The following is a 14998-nucleotide window of genomic DNA, read 5'->3' as shown; positions in this document are numbered from 1 at the left end:
AGGCCGACCGAGAAAGCCCCCCAACACCGCGCCCGTACCCCACCCTTGTCTGCTGGAGGCCCCCCATGTTCCGCACCTTCGCCAAGGCGATCGCCGCGATCGCCGTCGTCTGCGCCGTGGCCGGCGCGGGACTCGTCCTGAACGAGGAGTACGGCAAGAACGACTCCGACTCCAAGGACGCGGGCCCCTCCTTCACCGGCACGAAGAAGATCGACGTCGACGGCCACGCGGTCAACGTCTCCTGCTCCGGCCACTCGGACGCGGACCAGCCGCTGGTGGTGCTGCTGGCGGGCGGCGGTGAGGGCCTGGACAACATGGCCGGGCTGCAGAAGTCCCTGAGCAAGACGGACCGGGTCTGCTCCTACGACCGCCTGGGCGAGGGCAAGAGCGACAAGCCCGCTCCCGGCACCCTCCAGACCGTCAACGACACCAGCGTCCTGCTCACCAAGCTCCTCGACCACCTCGCCGGCGACCGGCCCGTCGTCCTGGCCGGCCACTCCCTGGGCGGCTACATCGCCGCCCGCTACACCCCCGACCACCCCGACCGCGTCAAGGGCCTGGTCCTCCTCGACGCCACCGTCCCCCACCTCACCCGCGACATGAAGCGCACCATCCCCGCCGACGCAACCGGCGGCGCGACCCAGGTCCGGGACGGCGCGATCGCGGCCAACGAGGGCCAGAACCCCGAGCAGTTCCTGATCGCCGACGGCCCGGTCCACTCCGCCGGGGACATCCCCGTCGAGATCCTCAAGCACGAGTCCCAGTACGCCGCGGTCCCGGAGTACGGCCCCGCCCTGGAGAAGATGTGGGCCAAGGGCCAGCAGGAGTGGCAGCAGCTCTCCACCGCAGCGAAGCTCACCACCGCCAAGGGCAGCGGCCACTACATCCACACCGACCGCCCGGACCTCGCCCTCAAGGCCGTCCAGAGCGTCACCGCAAGCGTCGCCGACGCCGAGTAGCAACCGCTGCCCCCACAGACCGGCCCTGGGCCGTGGCTTCCCCCGCCACGGCCCAGGGCCTCTTCCCGTCAGTCCCGAAGCCGGGTCCCGACGAGTGCGGCGAGGTCCGGGGCCAGGCGGAGTTCGGCGGTGTGCAGGGCCGGATGCTCCAGCCAGTGGAGACGGGGGTGGTCGGGGGCGCCGTCGAAGAGGGGCGGCCAGGTGGCGGCCGGGGTGAAGTCGTCGACCACCAGCGTGCCGCCGGGGGTCAGCAGGCGGGCCGGGTCGGCGGCGCCGTCGCCCTTCGCCTGGCCTCCGCCGTCCAGCACCAGCAGGTCGTACGGGCCGTGTTCCTCGACGCGCCGCCAGTCTCCGTGCAGGATCTCGACCTCCGGGCGGTCGTGGAAGACCTGCCTGGCCACCCGGGCCCGCTCCGCGTCGCGTTCGACGCTGACCAGCCCGACGCCCGGGCGGGCGCCGGAGGCCAGCCAGGCCAGGCCCACCCCGCAGCCCGTGCCCGTCTCGGCGATGCCGTGTGTCGCTCCCGCGGCCAGCAGGTGGAGCAGGCGGCCCTGTTCGGGGCGGCACGAGTGGGCGAAGCCGTGCGCCCGGGCGGCCGCCACGGCCCGGCGGACCAGCGCCGGGAGGGTGCCGTCGGCGGCGTGGTGAGCGTCCGTCCCCTGAAGCGACATGCCCGGCATTATCGCCGCCCGGTCCCGCATAGGCTGCGCCCGGTGAGCAACCGCGAGCGTCGTCTGCGCACCGTCGATCTGGCCCGGGCGGCCGGGCTGTCGACGCAGCAGATCCGCAATTACGAGGACGCCGGTGTCCTCCCCCCGGCCGGTCGCACCGACGCCGGGTACCGGGTGTTCGGGGAGCGGCACCGGGAGGCGCTGCTGACGTACCGGGCGTTGCAGCCGGGGTACGGGGCGGTGACGGCGACGCGGGTCATGCGGGCGGTGCACGCCGGGGACGTGGCCGGTGCCCTCGCGCTGGTGGACGCCGCGCACGCCGCGCTGCACGAGGAGCGGGTCGCGCTGCGGGCCGCGGGCGAGGCGCTGGACGCGCTGGCCGAACCGGCCGGTCCGAAGGCCGCCGCGGCACGGGGCCGCACCGACGACGGACCGCACAGACCGAACGGACCGCACGGACCGCACGAACCACACGGGCTGCACATCGGCGAGGTGGCCGCGCTGGTCGGCGTACGGACCTCCGCGCTCCGGGTGTGGGAGGCGGCGGGACTGCTCGTGCCCCAGCGGGAACACGGCACCGGGTACCGCGTGTACGGGCCCGCCGACGTGCGGGACGCGCGGGTGGTGCGCACCCTGCGCCGCAGTCACCACCTCTTCGAGCAGATCCGGCCCGTGCTGGAGGACCTGCGGCGCGCGGGGAGCGGTGCGGCGCTGCGGGCGGCGGTCGAGGCCCGCGGACAGGCCCTCACCGCGCGCACGCGGGCGATGCTGGCGGGGGCCGGTGCCCTGCACACCTACCTGGAGTGATGGGTGAAGGGTGCAGGGGGAAAGAGTGAAGGGCACACGGACCGTGGGGGCGTATCGGCGTTCGAGAGGCCATCCGTTCCGTTGAACAGTGTCGACACGGCAGGTGCGCGGCCGCGCGGACGGCATTCCCTTGGTCGGGTCTGTACATCTGCGAACGGAGACCTCCTCGTGCGAATGACCGACATCCAGCGCTGCGAGATCCGGCCCGGGCGCCTCGTCGAGTGGACGCTCAGTCCCGCGACGCTCGACATCGCGGCGGCGCTGCCCGAGGACGCGCGACCGCCCGCGTACATCCAGGAGTCGCACATCCGGACGGCCCGGTCGGTGCGCGAGGACGGCCTGTTCGTGCCGACCTGGCTCGGGGCGGCCTTCGACATCCCGGGGCCGGTCGATCTCGACGTGCTCCAGGAGGCGTTGCGCGCCTGGACGCTGCGGCACGAGACGCTGCGCAGCGGCTTCCGGTGGAGCGGCGAGCGCGGGGACACGATGCGCCGGTTCACGCTGGACGCGGACGCCGTGGCGCTGCACCGCGAGGACGTCGGCGACTTTCCGGACGCGGCGGGGCTGGCCCGGCACCTCCAGGACCGGTTCGACCGGGTCGCGGACGCGCTGCGCTGGCCCAACCTCATCTACACCGCGGTCGTCCGCGACGACGGCGTCAGCGTCTACATGGCCTTCGACCACAGCAACGTCGACGCCTACTCCATCTACCGCATCCCCGCCGAGGTCGGCGAGCTGTACGCCGCAGGAGTCGCGGGGCGGACCGTGCCGCACCCCCGGGTGGGCTCCTACGTCGACTTCTGCGAGGCGGAGCGGGCGGACGCGGACCGGATCGACGGCGGCCACGACATCGTCGCCCGCTGGCGGGAGTTCATCCGGCGCTGCGACGGGCGGCTGCCGTCCTTCCCCGTCGACCTCGGCGTCAGGGCCGGCGGCCCGCTGCCGGAACAGCGGCTGCTGCGCGAGCCGTTGGTGGACGCGGCGGACGCCGCCGCGTTCGAGGCGTACTGCCGTCCCTACGGCGGCAGCCTGGTCGGCGTGCTGGCCGCGACCGCGCTGATCGTCCACGAGATCGGCGGCGAGCCCGTCTACCGCACGGTCGTGCCCTTCCACACCCGGTCGCGGTCCCAGTGGGCGGACTCCGTCGGCTGGTACGTCGGCGGCGCGCCGATCGAGGTCCCGGTGGACCGGGCCCACGACTTCCCCTCCGCCCTCGGCACCGTCCGCGCCGAACTCCAGGCCAACCGGCGGCTGTCCCGTATGCCGATCGACCGCGTGCTGCGCCTGCTCGGCACGGACTTCCGGCCGACCTCGCCCGACCTGTACTCCATCGTGTCGTACGTCGACGCCCGTGGCGTCCCCGGCGCCGACAGCTGGCCGGACCGGACGGCGTACGCGCTGCTGCGGGTCTCGTACGGCGACCAGGTGTGCGCCTGGGTGACCCGGCTCCCGGAGGGCCTGTGGTTCGCGAGCCGCTACCCGGACACCGACGTCGCCCACAAGCACCTGCGGCTGTACGTGGAGCGGCTGCGGGACGTCGTCACCGGCGTCGCCCGCGGGGGCTTCGGGCCACCGCCCGCCGCTCGGTGAGGGAAACGCCGCCCGCGTGCGGGCGCCCGTCGCCGCCGTCGAAGTACGACCCCCGCGGTTCCTCGGACGGCACACGCGAAAGGCCGGTCCCGGTGACCTGGGTCACGGGAACCGGCCTTTCGGCGTGCCTTGCTCAGAAGCCGACGGACTGGAGGGCGCCCAGGCCCACGTCCGCGTAGGAGTGCTTGCCGGAGACGAAGATGTTGACGCCGTAGTAGTTGAACAGCCAGCAGCCGAAGGCGATCAGGGCCAGGTAGGCGGCCTTGCGGCCCTTCCAGCCGGCGGTGGCGCGGGCGTGCAGGTAGCAGGCGTAGGCGACCCAGGTGATGAAGGACCAGGTCTCCTTGGGGTCCCAGCCCCAGTAGCGGCCCCAGGCGTCGCCCGCCCAGATCGCGCCCGCGATGATCGTGAACGTCCACAGCGGGAACACGGCGGCGTTGACGCGGTAGGCGAACTTGTCGAGGGAGGCGGCGGCGGGCAGCCGGTCCAGGACCGAGCCGGCGAAGCGGCCGGGCGTGCCGCCGGAGGCGAGCTTGCTCTCGAAGCTGTCCTTGAAGAGGTACAGGATCGTGGAGACCGCGCCGACGTAGAAGACCGCGCCGCAGAAGATCGCCGTGGAGACGTGGATGTACAGCCAGTACGAGTGCAGGGCCGGGACGAGCTGGTCGCTGGCGGTGTAGAGGACCGTGACGGCGAGACCGAGGTCGAGCAGGACCGTGGTGGTCAGGGGCAGGCCGAGCCAGCGGATGTTCTTCCTCAGGGCGAGCAGCGCGAGGTACACGCCGACGGCGACCGTCGTGAACGTGATGTTGAACTCGTACATGTTGCCCCACGGCGCCCGCTCCACCGACAGGGCGCGGGTGAGGACGCCGCCCGCCTCGATGGCGAAGGCGAGCACCGTGAGCGAGATGGCGACCCGCCCGTACAGGTCGCCCTTCTCGGTGCCGCCGTGCGCGCCGGGGCCGTCGGGCACGTCGCGGGTGCCGGACGCGGTCCGTACGACGACCTCGGGGCGCTCCAGGACGGCGGTGCCGCCGGCCTTCTTCACGGTGACCGCCGGACCGGACCCGGCGTTCGCCTTGGCCCCGGCCGGGGCGGCGGTGAGCGCGGCGGCGGTGCGGCCGACCTTGCTGCGGCTGCCGAAGAGCCACTCGGCGATGTACGCGAAGAAGGCCAGCGTGTACACGGCCATCGAGGAGTAGATCAGCGTGTTGCTGACGTTCGCGAGATTCTCGTTGGTCGCGGCGGCCAACTCGGTTGCGGCGGCGAGATTCACTTCTTCTCAGCCCCTTCGGCAGGTGCGACGTGGGTGTCGGGGGAATCGAGGGAGTCGGGGGTGTCGTCGTTCTCGGACCCGTCGGGTGCGTCGGGTGCGTCGGGTGCGTCGGGTGCCTGGTCGTACAGGGTTCCGGCGAGGGCGCCCAGTTCCTCGGGGACCTTCGCGGACTCGCTGCGGCCGAGGCCGGCCATCTCCACGACGGTGACGCCGTCGGCGCCGCGCACGGCCCGCACCCAGACCCGGCGGCGCTGGATGAACAGGGAGCCGGCCAGGCCGAGGATGGCGACGACGGCACCGCCGAGGGCCCAGCCGCTGCCGGGCTGCTGCGTGACCTGGAAGCCGGCCCACTCCTGGACGCCGTTGAAGGTGACCGAGCCGGCGCCGTTCGGAAGGGTCATGGTGTCGCCGACCTTGAGCTGCTGCTTGAACAGCTTGCCGTCGGAGCCCTTGAACTCCTCCAGGTTGGTCTTGTCGAGCTGGTAGATGCTCTGCGGGATGCCCGCGTCGACGCCGAGGTCCCCGTGGTAGGCGGAGAGCGCGAGCATCGGGTTGATCAGCGCCGGGAAGCTGGAGAGCATCGTGCTGCCCTTGCCGCCGTACGTCGGCAGGAAGAACGCGTTGAAGCCGAGCTGCTCCTTCTCGCCCTTGGCGTTGCGGTAGCCGTCCATGACCTTGACGGCGCCGGAGGAGGTGACGTTGGCGTCCAGCGGCAGCAGGGCCACCGCCTGCTTGTCCATCACGACGTCGCCCTTGGCGTCCTTGACGGTGAGGATGGGGGCGTAGCCGTGGCTGACCAGGTAGACCTTGGAGCCGTCGATGTCCAGCGGCTTGTTGACCTCGATGGTCTTCGACTTCTCGGCGCCGTGGGCACCCTCGCTGTAGGTGACCTTGGCCTCGTAGACGCGCGGGGTGCCGCGGTTGGGGCCGGTCGCCTCGTAGGTGCCGTGGAAGTCCTTCAGGGTGAAGCTGAAGGGGGCCAGGTCGTGGGCCGCGTCGAAGAGGTTCCCGGACTTGAAGTCGTCGTACTGGGTGAGCGTGTTGGAGAAGCCGTCGCCCTCCAGGATCAGCTTGTTGCCCTCGTACTTGAACAGCTGGCCCCAGGCGAAGGCGATCAGCATCACGATCAGCGCGATGTGGAAGGCGAGGTTGCCGACCTCCCGCAGGTAGCCCTTCTCAGCCGTGACGGCGTCACCGGCGACGTCCGCGTCCGCGCGGAAGCGGCGCTTCTTCAGCAGCTTCAGGGCGGCCTCGCGGACCTCCTCGGGCTCGGCCCCGGTGCGCCAGGTGGTGTAGGCGGGCAGCCGGTCCAGGCGCCGGGGGGCGCGCGGCGGGCGGCCGCGGAGCTGGCCGACGAACTGCCAGGTGCGCGGGACGATGCAGCCGATGAGGGAGACGAACAGCAGGATGTAGATCGCGGAGAACCACACCGAGCTGTAGACGTGGAAGAGGCCGAGCTTGTCGTAGACCGGCGCCAGGAGGTCGTGGTTGTCGCGGAACTCCTGGACCTTCATGGCGTCGACGCCGTCCTGCGGGATCAGCGACCCGGGGATCGCGCCCAGGGACAGCAGCAGGAGCAGGAGCAGCGCGACGCGCATCGAGGTGAGCTGGCGCCAGAACCAGCGGGCCCAGCCGATCACGCCGAGCGAGGGGAGGTTCGGGGCCTCCTCCTTGGGGGCGGTGGACAGCTGGGAGCCGGCGGCGCCGAGGTCCTGTTCCTCGTCGGTCGCCGGGGTCTTGCCCGTGGTGGTGTTGCTCATCGGTCAGATCCCTACAGTGAAGCCGTTGGACCAGGTCTGCATGTCCTGCACGATGCTGTCCCACGCGCCGGTCAGCAGCAGCACGCCGGTCGCGATCATCATGACGCCGCCGATCCGCATCACCCAGACATAGTGGCGCTTGATCCAGCCGAAGGCGCCGAGCGCCTTGCGGAAGGCGACCGCGGCGAGCACGAAGGGCACGCCCAGGCCGACGCAGTACGCGACGGTCAGTATGGCGCCGCGGCCCGCGGTGCCCTGGTCGGCGGAGAGCGCGAGGACGGACGCGAGGGTCGGACCGATGCAGGGCGTCCAGCCGATGCCGAACAGCGCGCCCAGCAGCGGCGCGCCGACCAGGCCGGTCACGGGGCGCTTGTGGAAGCGGAACTCGCGCTGGGTGAACCAGGGCATGAGGCCGACGAAGAAGACGCCCATGAGGATCATGAGCACGCCGAGCACCTTGGTCAGGGTGCCGCGCTCCTCCTGGAGCGTGGAGCCGAAGTAGCCGAAGAGCGCCCCGCTGGAGACGAAGACGGCGGTGAAGCCGAGGACGAAGAGGGAGGCTCCGGCGACCATCCGGCCGCGCCGGGCCTCGCCGAGGTCCGTGCCGGTGACGCCGGTCACGTAGGAGAGGTAGCCGGGGACGAGCGGCAGGACGCAGGGCGAGAAGAAGGAGACCAGGCCGCCGAGCAGCGCGATGGGGAGGGCCACGAGCAGGGCGCCGTTCAGCACCGTGCCGTTGTAGCCCTCGGCGGCGAGGGTGGTCACTGCGGACACGTCACTTCTCCGGCTGGAGGTACGGGGCGAGCATCTTGCGCAGCTTCTCCTCGCTGAGCGCCTGGAGGGTGCGCGCGGCGACCTTGCCCTCCCGGTCGATGATGAGCGTGGAGGGGACGGCCTGCGGGTTGAGGGTGCCCTTCTCGAAGCGGAGCATCAGCCGCCCGGCCGGGTCGTACAGGCTCGGGTAGGTGACGCCGTAGTCCTTCTCGAAGGCGCGGGCCGGGCCGGTGGAGGTGTCGCGGGTGTTGATGCCGACGAACTGGACGCCCTGGTCCTTGACGTCCTGGTAGACCTTCTCGAAGTTCTTGGCCTCGGCGCGGCAGGGCGGGCACCACGAGCCCCAGACGTTGAGGACGACGACCTTGCCCTGGTAGTCGGCGACGTCGACCTGTCCCCCGTCGACGGTCTCGCCGGACAGCTCGGGGGCGTCGGCGCGCTCGCCCTTCTTCGCGGTGGCGATGCCGTCGGAGCCGGTGATGAAGCCGGTCTGGCCGCCGCCGCCCGAGGTGCCGCCGGAGCTGCACGCGGACACCAGGAGCGCCGCGGCGGCCGCGCCGACGGCGGCCCGGGCGGCCCGGCTACGGACGCGGGCGCGGGCGTCGGTGGTGCGGTCGGTGGAGCGCTCGACGGTGCGCTCGGTGGTGCGGTTCGAGCGGTTCGAGCGGTTCGAGCGCAGGGGGGCGCGGCTGGCGGCACTCATGTGAAAAGTTTCGCATGTCCGTTCCGAGGATCTTGCGCACCCCCCTCGCGGCCGGGAACCCGCATTTCAGGCGGCGTTCCCGCCCGGTGTCGAGCCCTGGGAGGAGGTGTCCTTGAGGAAGGCGTTCCAGCCACCGGCCGGCTGCTGCCCCACCTCGACGGTCCGCAGCTTGGCGAGCACCTCGGGCTTCTGCACGTCCAGCCAGTCGGCGAACTGGCGGAAGGAGACCAGCCGGATGTCCCCGCCCTTCTCGTTCTGCCGCGCGATGTGCTTGAGGGCGTTCTCCACGGCGTCCATGTAGATGCCGCCGTTCCACTCCTCGAAGTGGTTGCCGACGAAGAAGGGTGCCCGGTTCGTCTCGTAGGCCCGCTTGAAGCCGGATATGTACGCCTTCGTGGCCTGCTCGCGCCAGCCCGGGTAGTTGTGCGCCGGGGCCTTGGTCGAGTTGACCGACTGGTTGGCGAGGATGTTGTAGTCCATCGAGAGGACCTCGAAGGAGTGGCCGGGGAACGGTATCTGCTGCAGCGGCAGGTCCCAGATCCCGTCCTTCTTCACCGGCCACACCTGGCGGCCGCCGGGCGAGGAGGCGTCGTAGCGCCAGCCCAGCTCACGGGCGGTGGGCAGCAGCTTGTCCTGGCCGAGCAGACAGGGCGTGCGGCCGCCGACGAGTTCCTTGTCGTAGTCGAAGGGCAGGGACGGCAGGTCGGTCCAGCCGCTGTTGGTCCGCCACTCCTTGACGAAGGACTTCGCCTGGTCGATCTCGCTGCGCCACTGCGCGGGCGTCCAGTTGCCGACGCTGCCGCCGCCCCCGCAGAAGTGGCCGTTGAAGTGGGTGCCGATCTCGTGCCCGTCCAGCCAGGCCCGGCGGACGTTGGTGAGCGTCGCCTTGATGTGCTCGTCGGTGAGGTAGCCGATGTCGGAGGCGCCGCGCGGGTTGTTCGGCGGGTCGTAGAGGCGCTTCTTCGACTCGGGCAGCAGGTACAGGCCCGAGAGGAAGAACGTCATGTGCGCGCCGTGCTCCTTGGCCAGGTCCAGGAAGCGGGGGAAGAGCCCGTTGCCGACCTCGCCCGCGCCGTCCCAGGAGAAGACGACGAACTGCGGCGGCGTCTGGCCGGGTTCCAGCGGCACGGGGGCGTCCGGCTGGTGCGGCTGCTTGCCGGTGTACGACGTGGAGCCGTCGCCGATGGGCTTCGCCGGGGCCTTGCTGCTGCCGGAGGGCGACGGTTTCCCGGCGCCGCCGGAGCCGCCGGCCTGGTGCGAGCCGTCCGACGAGGGGTGGGAACCGGTGCCGCAGCCCGCGAGCCCGACCGCCGCCGCGGCCCCCGCGCCGAGTCCGAGCATCCCCCTGCGGGTGAGAGTGCGGTTGGAAATGCGCATCGCAACCTCGTTCGTCGCGTCCTTGGTGGTCACTGGGTGAGAGGACGCGACGAACGAGCGGGTTCCGCAAATTTGTGCGGGTTGGGTAACAACGGACAGCGGACCCACAGAAAGGGGCCGGGGCCCGGGGGCCGCGAGCAGGGCCCCGGGGGGCCGGGGCGAACGTCAGGCCCCGTACGCCTTCCCCTGCCCCTTCACCGGCTTGGCTCCCGCGAGGAGGTGGGCCGGGACCAGGTCGCGGGCGGGCTCGGTGTAGCCGACGGAGACGATCCGGTCGCCCCGGTAGGTGAACGTCGTCAGGGACGCCAGCGTGCACTGCCGCTTGCGCGGGTCGTGCCACAGCCGCCGCCGCTCGACGTACGACCGCAGGATCCAGATCGGCAGCTGGTGGCTGACGACCACGGCCTCGTGCCCGCGCGCCCGGTCCCGCGCGGCGTCGATCGCGCCCTTCATCCGCACGACCTGGTCGACGTACGGCTCGCCCCAGGACGGCTTGAACGGGTTGACCACGTGCTTCCAGTTGGCGGGCCGGCGCAGCGCGCCGTCGCCGATGCCGAAGGTCTTGCCCTGGAAGACGTTGGCGGCCTCGATGAGCCGTGTGTCGGTGTCGAGGTCGAGCCCGTGCGTCTTGGCGATCGGCGTCGCCGTCTCCTGCGCCCGCTCCAGCGGGGAGGCCACGACGTACGTCACGTCGCGGGGCGCGAGGTGCTCCGCGACCCGCTCGGCCATGCGCCGGCCCAGCTCGGAGAGGTGGTAGCCGGGAAGCCGCCCGTACAGGACACCGGTGGGGTTCTCGACCTCGCCGTGCCGCATGACGTGGACGACGGTCAGCTCCGCGTCGTTCTCGTGGTTCCCGTGTTTCTCGTTGCTCATGCCGTCGCCTCCGCGGCCGCGCGGGCCGCCGCCGGGAGGGCGTCGGCGATGCGCTGGACGGCCCGCTCGTCGTGGGCGGTGGACACGAACCAGGACTCGAAGGAGGACGGCGGCAGGTAGACGCCGTTCGAGAGGAGGGAGTGGAAGAAGGCGGTGAACCGGAAGGACTCCTGCGCCTTCGCGCCCTCGTAGTTGACGACCGGCCGGTCGGTGAAGAACACCGAGAACATGTTGGAGGCGTTCTGGAGCGTGTGCGCGACGCCCTCCTTGGTGAGCGCCTCGGTCACGAGCGACTGGATCTGCGCGGACACGGCGTCGACGGTCCCGTACGCCGCGTCGTCGAGGAGCCGCAGCTGGGCGAGTCCGGCGGCGGTGGCGACCGGGTTCCCGGAGAGGGTGCCGGCCTGGTAGACGGGCCCGGCCGGCGCGAGGTGCGCCATCACGTCGGCGCGCCCGCCGAACGCGGCGGCGGGGAACCCGCCCCCCATCACCTTGCCGAAGGTCATCAGGTCGGGAACGACCCCCTCCACCCCGTACCACCCGGCGCGGCTGGTCCGGAACCCGGTCATGACCTCGTCGGACACGAACAGCGCACCGTCCGCGGCGCAGGCGTCCTTGAGCCCCTGGTTGAACCCGGGCAGCGGCGGCACGACGCCCATGTTGCCGGGCGAGGCCTCCGTGATCACGCAGGCGATCTCGCCGGGGTGGGCGGCGAAGGCGGCGTGCACGGCGTCGAGGTCGTTGTACGGCAGGACGATCGTGTCGCTCGCCTGGGCGCCGGTGACTCCGGGGGTGTCGGGCAGCGCGAAGGTGGCGACGCCGGAGCCCGCGGCGGCGAGCAGCGAGTCGACGTGACCGTGGTAGCACCCGGCGAACTTGATCACCTTGGTGCGCCGCGTGAACCCGCGCGCCAGCCGGATGGCGGACATGGTCGCCTCGGTCCCGCTGGACACGAGCCGGACCTCCTCCAGCGGCGCGACCCGCTCGACCATCGCCTCGGCGAGTGCGACCTCGCCCTCGGCGGGCGTACCGAAGGACGTCCCGCGCGCCACCGCCTCCTGCACGGCGGCGATCACCTCGGGGTGCGCGTGCCCGAGGATCATCGGCCCCCAGGAGCAGACGAGGTCGACGTACTCACGCCCGTCGGCGTCGGTCAGATACGGCCCGGTGCCGGACACCATGAACCGGGGCGTGCCGCCGACGGCGCGGAAGGCGCGCACCGGGGAGTTCACACCGCCGGGCGTGACGGCCGCGGCGCGGTCGAACAGAGCCTGCGAGGCCGGTGCTTCGTATGGATATGCCAGTTCGCTCATGACCTGCGACTTCTCCGACCTTCTCGACCTTCTCCGACGTATCGGACCCTGCGCGGCCTCTGGTTGCCCAGGGTGACTTCGTCAAGGGTAGACAACCGCTCCCCATGCCGTGCCGTCTGCCAGACTGGAACTCATCCACGCAGCTCACCGGGGCGACGCGGACGGGGCTGCCGACCGTCCGGCGGGCATATGTCCCACCGCACGTTTCGGCGAGCGGCCGTGGGGGAGGTCACTGACACGATGATCGGGTTGCGCGGCAGGGGCCCCGCGTCCTAGAAAAGCAGTCGGGTGGAGATATGCATCGCGGTGGCGGACTGGGCGAGGGGACCGATGACCTGGGTCCTCGACGTGCCCGGCGGGGAAGGCACCGACGCGAGGCGGAGGAAGCGTCCGAAGCACGTCAGGCACACGGCACCCCGGGCGAGCCCGACCGGCTCGACCGGCGGGCCGACCGGCTGGGGGCGGGGAGCGGGAATGGTGGTCGGGTGGGGGTGACCTACAAGTACTTCGGCGCGCCCGACGGCGCGACCGCGGCCCGCGTCCCGATCTCGATGCGCCCCGAGGAACTGGGCGGCGACGAGCTCGGGATGAACGGCATGTTCACCAAGATCAAGCCGGAGACCATGGCCGCCATGGTCCTCACCGGCATCGAGGGCGTGCCCCTGCACAAGGTGCCCCCGCTGGAGCTGGTCGTCCTGCACCCCGACTACGCGGTCGTCAAACTCCCGATGACCGTGGTCGACCCCCTGCGCGGCATCGGCGAGGAGGCGGTCGGCGCGGCGGCCTTCATATGGTCCACGGTCCCGGACCGCGGCGGCCCGCGGGACGCGTTCAACGTGTACCAGCTGCTGCACGAGTGGCAGGACTTCTCGCACCGGCTGCATGAGGCGGGGCACCAGCCGTACTGCCTGGTGTGGCCGTGAGCCGGCGTTCTTCCGCCGACGGGCGGGGCTCCGGAGCCCCGCCCGTACCCGTGTCCCGCCTCAAGGACAGACGCTTCAACGGCTATCTGGGCCATCCCCTCCCTCATGAACGCGACGCCATCGTCGATGCGGTGATCACCTCGTACCTCAAGGCCGCCGGGCCGGTCAGGCAACGGGCGATAGACGACCTGAACACCCGCAGCGCGTCCGTGCTCAGCGTGTACGGGCAGCGCATGGCCTCGGCCGCGGTCCGTGCCGGGTCCGTGGACACGCTGCGCCGCGGCCTCGTCGCCGTCGGCATGGCACAAGTACGCCTCGACGACGCCCGCGAGAACCTGTACCCGCTCACAGCCCTCAACGACGCCGCATCCCTGCTCGGCACATCACTCCGGAGCCTGATCACCGAGGTGTCGGACTCGCTGCCGCCCTCAGCGGTCGACGAGCTGCACGCCTTTGATCAACAGCAAGAGCAGGACAAGTCGCTGGAGTCCATGGGCCTGAGACGACTCGGCAGCGGCCAGACCCTCCTCTACTCCTGACCCGCTTCACCGAGACCCAGAGGGGCGGCACAGCATCCGCCACCGTCGGTCTGCTCCGTGTCGGGGGTGTCGAACAGGCCCGCGCCGCCGCAGACTCCGGTCTCCGGGAGGGTGAGTTCGATGCGGTCGGCGGCGTCGAGGTCCCCGGCGATCGCCGCGGCGACGGAGCGGACCTGCTCGTACCCGGTCATCGCGAGGAAGGTGGGGGCGCGGCCGTAGGACTTCATGCCGACCAGGTAGACGCCCCGTTCGGGGTGGGACAGCTCGCGGTGGCCGTGCGGGTAGACGGTGCCGCAGGAGTGCTGGTTGGGGTCGATCAGCGGCGCCAGTGCCACCGGGGCCTGAAGACGCTCGTCCAGGCCCAGGCGCAGTTCGTCCAGGAAGGACAGGTCGGGGCGGAAGCCGGTCAGCACGATCACGTCGTCCACCGGGTCGAGGCGACGTCCGTCCTCGCCGACCAGGACGAGGCGGCCGTCGGCGTCGCGTTCGAACGCCCCGGTGCGAAAGCCCGTGACCGCGTCCGCGTGCCCCTTGTCGACGGCGGCCTTCGCGGCGAGACCGAGGGCGCCGCGGGCGGGCAGTTGGTCGGCGGTGCCGCCGCCGAAGGTGGAGCCGGAGATGCCGCGGCGCAGGATCCACACCGCGTGCGTGCCCGTACCGTCCTCGGACTCGGCCAGCTCGGCGAGGTACGCGAGTGCGGTGAAGGCGGAGGCGCCCGAGCCGATGACGGCCGTGCGCCTGCCCGCGTAACGGGCGCGTACGGCCGGGTCCTTCAGGTCCGGAACGCGGTAGGTGATCCGGTCGGCCGCCGCCTTCTCGCCGAGCGCGGGCAGGCCGCCGCCGCCGGCCGGGGACGGGGTGGCCCAGGTGCCGGAGGCGTCGATCACGGCGCGGGCGAGGATGCGCGCCTCGCGGCCGTCGGCGTGCTCGACGTGCACGACGAACGGCTGCTGCTCCCGGTCGGCGTCGACGATCCGGTCGCGGCCGGCGCGGGAGACACCGGTGACAGTGACACCGGTGCGGACCCGGTCACCGAGGGCGTCCGCGAGCGGCTGCAGATACCGCTCGGCCCACTCTCCGCCGGACGGATACGTCGCCGGGTCCGGGCGGGTCCAGCCGGTGGGGGCGAGGAGCTTCCCGGCGGCCGGGTCGACGACCTCGCTCCAGGTGGAGAAGAGGCGCACGTGGCTCCACTCACGGACGGCCGCGCCGGCACGGCCGCCCGCTTCCAGGACGAGGGGCTCGATGCCCCGTTCGACGAGGTGGGCGGCGGTCGCGAGCCCGACGGGGCCGGCTCCGACGACGACGACAGGGAGCTGCTGGGTGTTCATGACGCTCGGTCTCCTCTGCGGGAAGGGGCGGCGCGTGCGCGTTACTTCGATACACGTCGATACACGTCGATACAGCGGAGATTGCCACTCGCATCGACGAGT

General features: G+C 71.8%; 14 protein-coding genes. 5 read left to right on the top strand and 9 right to left on the bottom strand.

All coding sequences use genetic code 11. The features are described 5' to 3' along the window. Window positions 1–65 precede the first annotated feature (65 nt). On the top strand, window positions 66–959 hold the full coding sequence (locus C4J65_RS19535) for an alpha/beta fold hydrolase (RefSeq protein ID WP_115743564.1): 894 nt from the start codon (window positions 66–68) through the stop codon (window positions 957–959). Window positions 960–1027: 68 nt separating this feature from the next. Here C4J65_RS19535 and C4J65_RS19530 read toward each other — a convergent pair whose 3' ends face one another. After that, window positions 1028–1630 (bottom strand): class I SAM-dependent methyltransferase, encoded by a 603-nt coding sequence (locus C4J65_RS19530; protein ID WP_162833252.1) that lies wholly within the window; start codon window positions 1628–1630, stop codon window positions 1028–1030. Window positions 1631–1672: 42 nt separating this feature from the next. Between C4J65_RS19530 and C4J65_RS19525 the strand changes: the two genes are divergently transcribed. Both C4J65_RS19525 and C4J65_RS19520 read left to right on the top strand, forming a co-directional pair. Next, on the top strand, window positions 1673–2437 hold the full coding sequence (locus tag C4J65_RS19525) for a MerR family transcriptional regulator (RefSeq protein ID WP_115743562.1): 765 nt from the start codon (window positions 1673–1675) through the stop codon (window positions 2435–2437). Between the two features lie 168 nt (window positions 2438–2605). Further along, complete coding sequence (locus tag C4J65_RS19520; protein WP_115743561.1) at window positions 2606–4027, top strand: condensation domain-containing protein; 1422 nt, start codon at window positions 2606–2608, stop codon at window positions 4025–4027. 133 nt (window positions 4028–4160) lie between these two features. Here the strand turns inward: C4J65_RS19520 and ccsB are convergent, their stop codons facing one another. From ccsB to hemL, 7 genes are all read right to left on the bottom strand, one after another. Next, window positions 4161–5303, bottom strand: coding sequence for a c-type cytochrome biogenesis protein CcsB (ccsB, locus tag C4J65_RS19515; protein WP_115743560.1), 1143 nt, complete (start codon window positions 5301–5303; stop codon window positions 4161–4163). Next, window positions 5300–7063: a cytochrome c biogenesis protein ResB gene (locus tag C4J65_RS19510; RefSeq protein ID WP_115743559.1), complete on the bottom strand. Its 1764-nt coding sequence runs from the start codon at window positions 7061–7063 to the stop codon at window positions 5300–5302. Before C4J65_RS19510 ends, ccsB begins: the two co-directional genes overlap by 4 nt. Before the next feature lie 3 nt (window positions 7064–7066). Then, window positions 7067–7837: a cytochrome c biogenesis protein CcdA gene (locus tag C4J65_RS19505; protein WP_162833251.1), complete on the bottom strand. Its 771-nt coding sequence runs from the start codon at window positions 7835–7837 to the stop codon at window positions 7067–7069. Between the two features lies 1 nt (window position 7838). Further along, window positions 7839–8540, bottom strand: a complete 702-nt coding sequence (locus C4J65_RS19500) for a TlpA disulfide reductase family protein (RefSeq protein ID WP_115743558.1) — start codon at window positions 8538–8540, stop codon at window positions 7839–7841. A gap of 66 nt (window positions 8541–8606) precedes the next feature. Next, window positions 8607–9917, bottom strand: coding sequence for a hypothetical protein (locus C4J65_RS19495; RefSeq protein WP_115746536.1), 1311 nt, complete (start codon window positions 9915–9917; stop codon window positions 8607–8609). Between the two features lie 165 nt (window positions 9918–10082). Next, window positions 10083–10790: a histidine phosphatase family protein gene (locus C4J65_RS19490; RefSeq protein ID WP_115743557.1), complete on the bottom strand. Its 708-nt coding sequence runs from the start codon at window positions 10788–10790 to the stop codon at window positions 10083–10085. After that, complete coding sequence (gene hemL, locus C4J65_RS19485; protein WP_115743556.1) at window positions 10787–12103, bottom strand: glutamate-1-semialdehyde 2,1-aminomutase; 1317 nt, start codon at window positions 12101–12103, stop codon at window positions 10787–10789. Before hemL ends, C4J65_RS19490 begins: the two co-directional genes overlap by 4 nt. 485 nt (window positions 12104–12588) lie before the next feature. Here hemL and C4J65_RS19475 point away from each other — a divergent pair, with 485 nt between their 5' ends. Continuing rightward, window positions 12589–13026: a hypothetical protein gene (locus C4J65_RS19475; protein ID WP_003974483.1), complete on the top strand. Its 438-nt coding sequence runs from the start codon at window positions 12589–12591 to the stop codon at window positions 13024–13026. Beyond that, a complete protein-coding gene (locus C4J65_RS19470) occupies window positions 13023–13565 on the top strand; it encodes a hypothetical protein (RefSeq protein WP_240330461.1) in 543 nt (180 codons plus the stop codon). The genes C4J65_RS19475 and C4J65_RS19470 overlap by 4 nt, the downstream gene beginning before the upstream one ends. Here C4J65_RS19470 and C4J65_RS19465 read toward each other — a convergent pair. Then, window positions 13556–14896: an NAD(P)-binding domain-containing protein gene (locus C4J65_RS19465; protein WP_115743555.1), complete on the bottom strand. Its 1341-nt coding sequence runs from the start codon at window positions 14894–14896 to the stop codon at window positions 13556–13558. The two genes, C4J65_RS19470 and C4J65_RS19465, sit on opposite strands and share 10 nt — an antisense overlap. Window positions 14897–14998 lie beyond the last annotated feature (102 nt).

Source organism: Streptomyces sp. CB09001 (assembly GCF_003369795.1).
Lineage (GTDB): Bacteria > Actinomycetota > Actinomycetes > Streptomycetales > Streptomycetaceae > Streptomyces.
The sequence above is the reverse complement of the archived record's forward strand: the minus strand, read 5'-3'. Positions and strand labels throughout refer to the sequence as shown.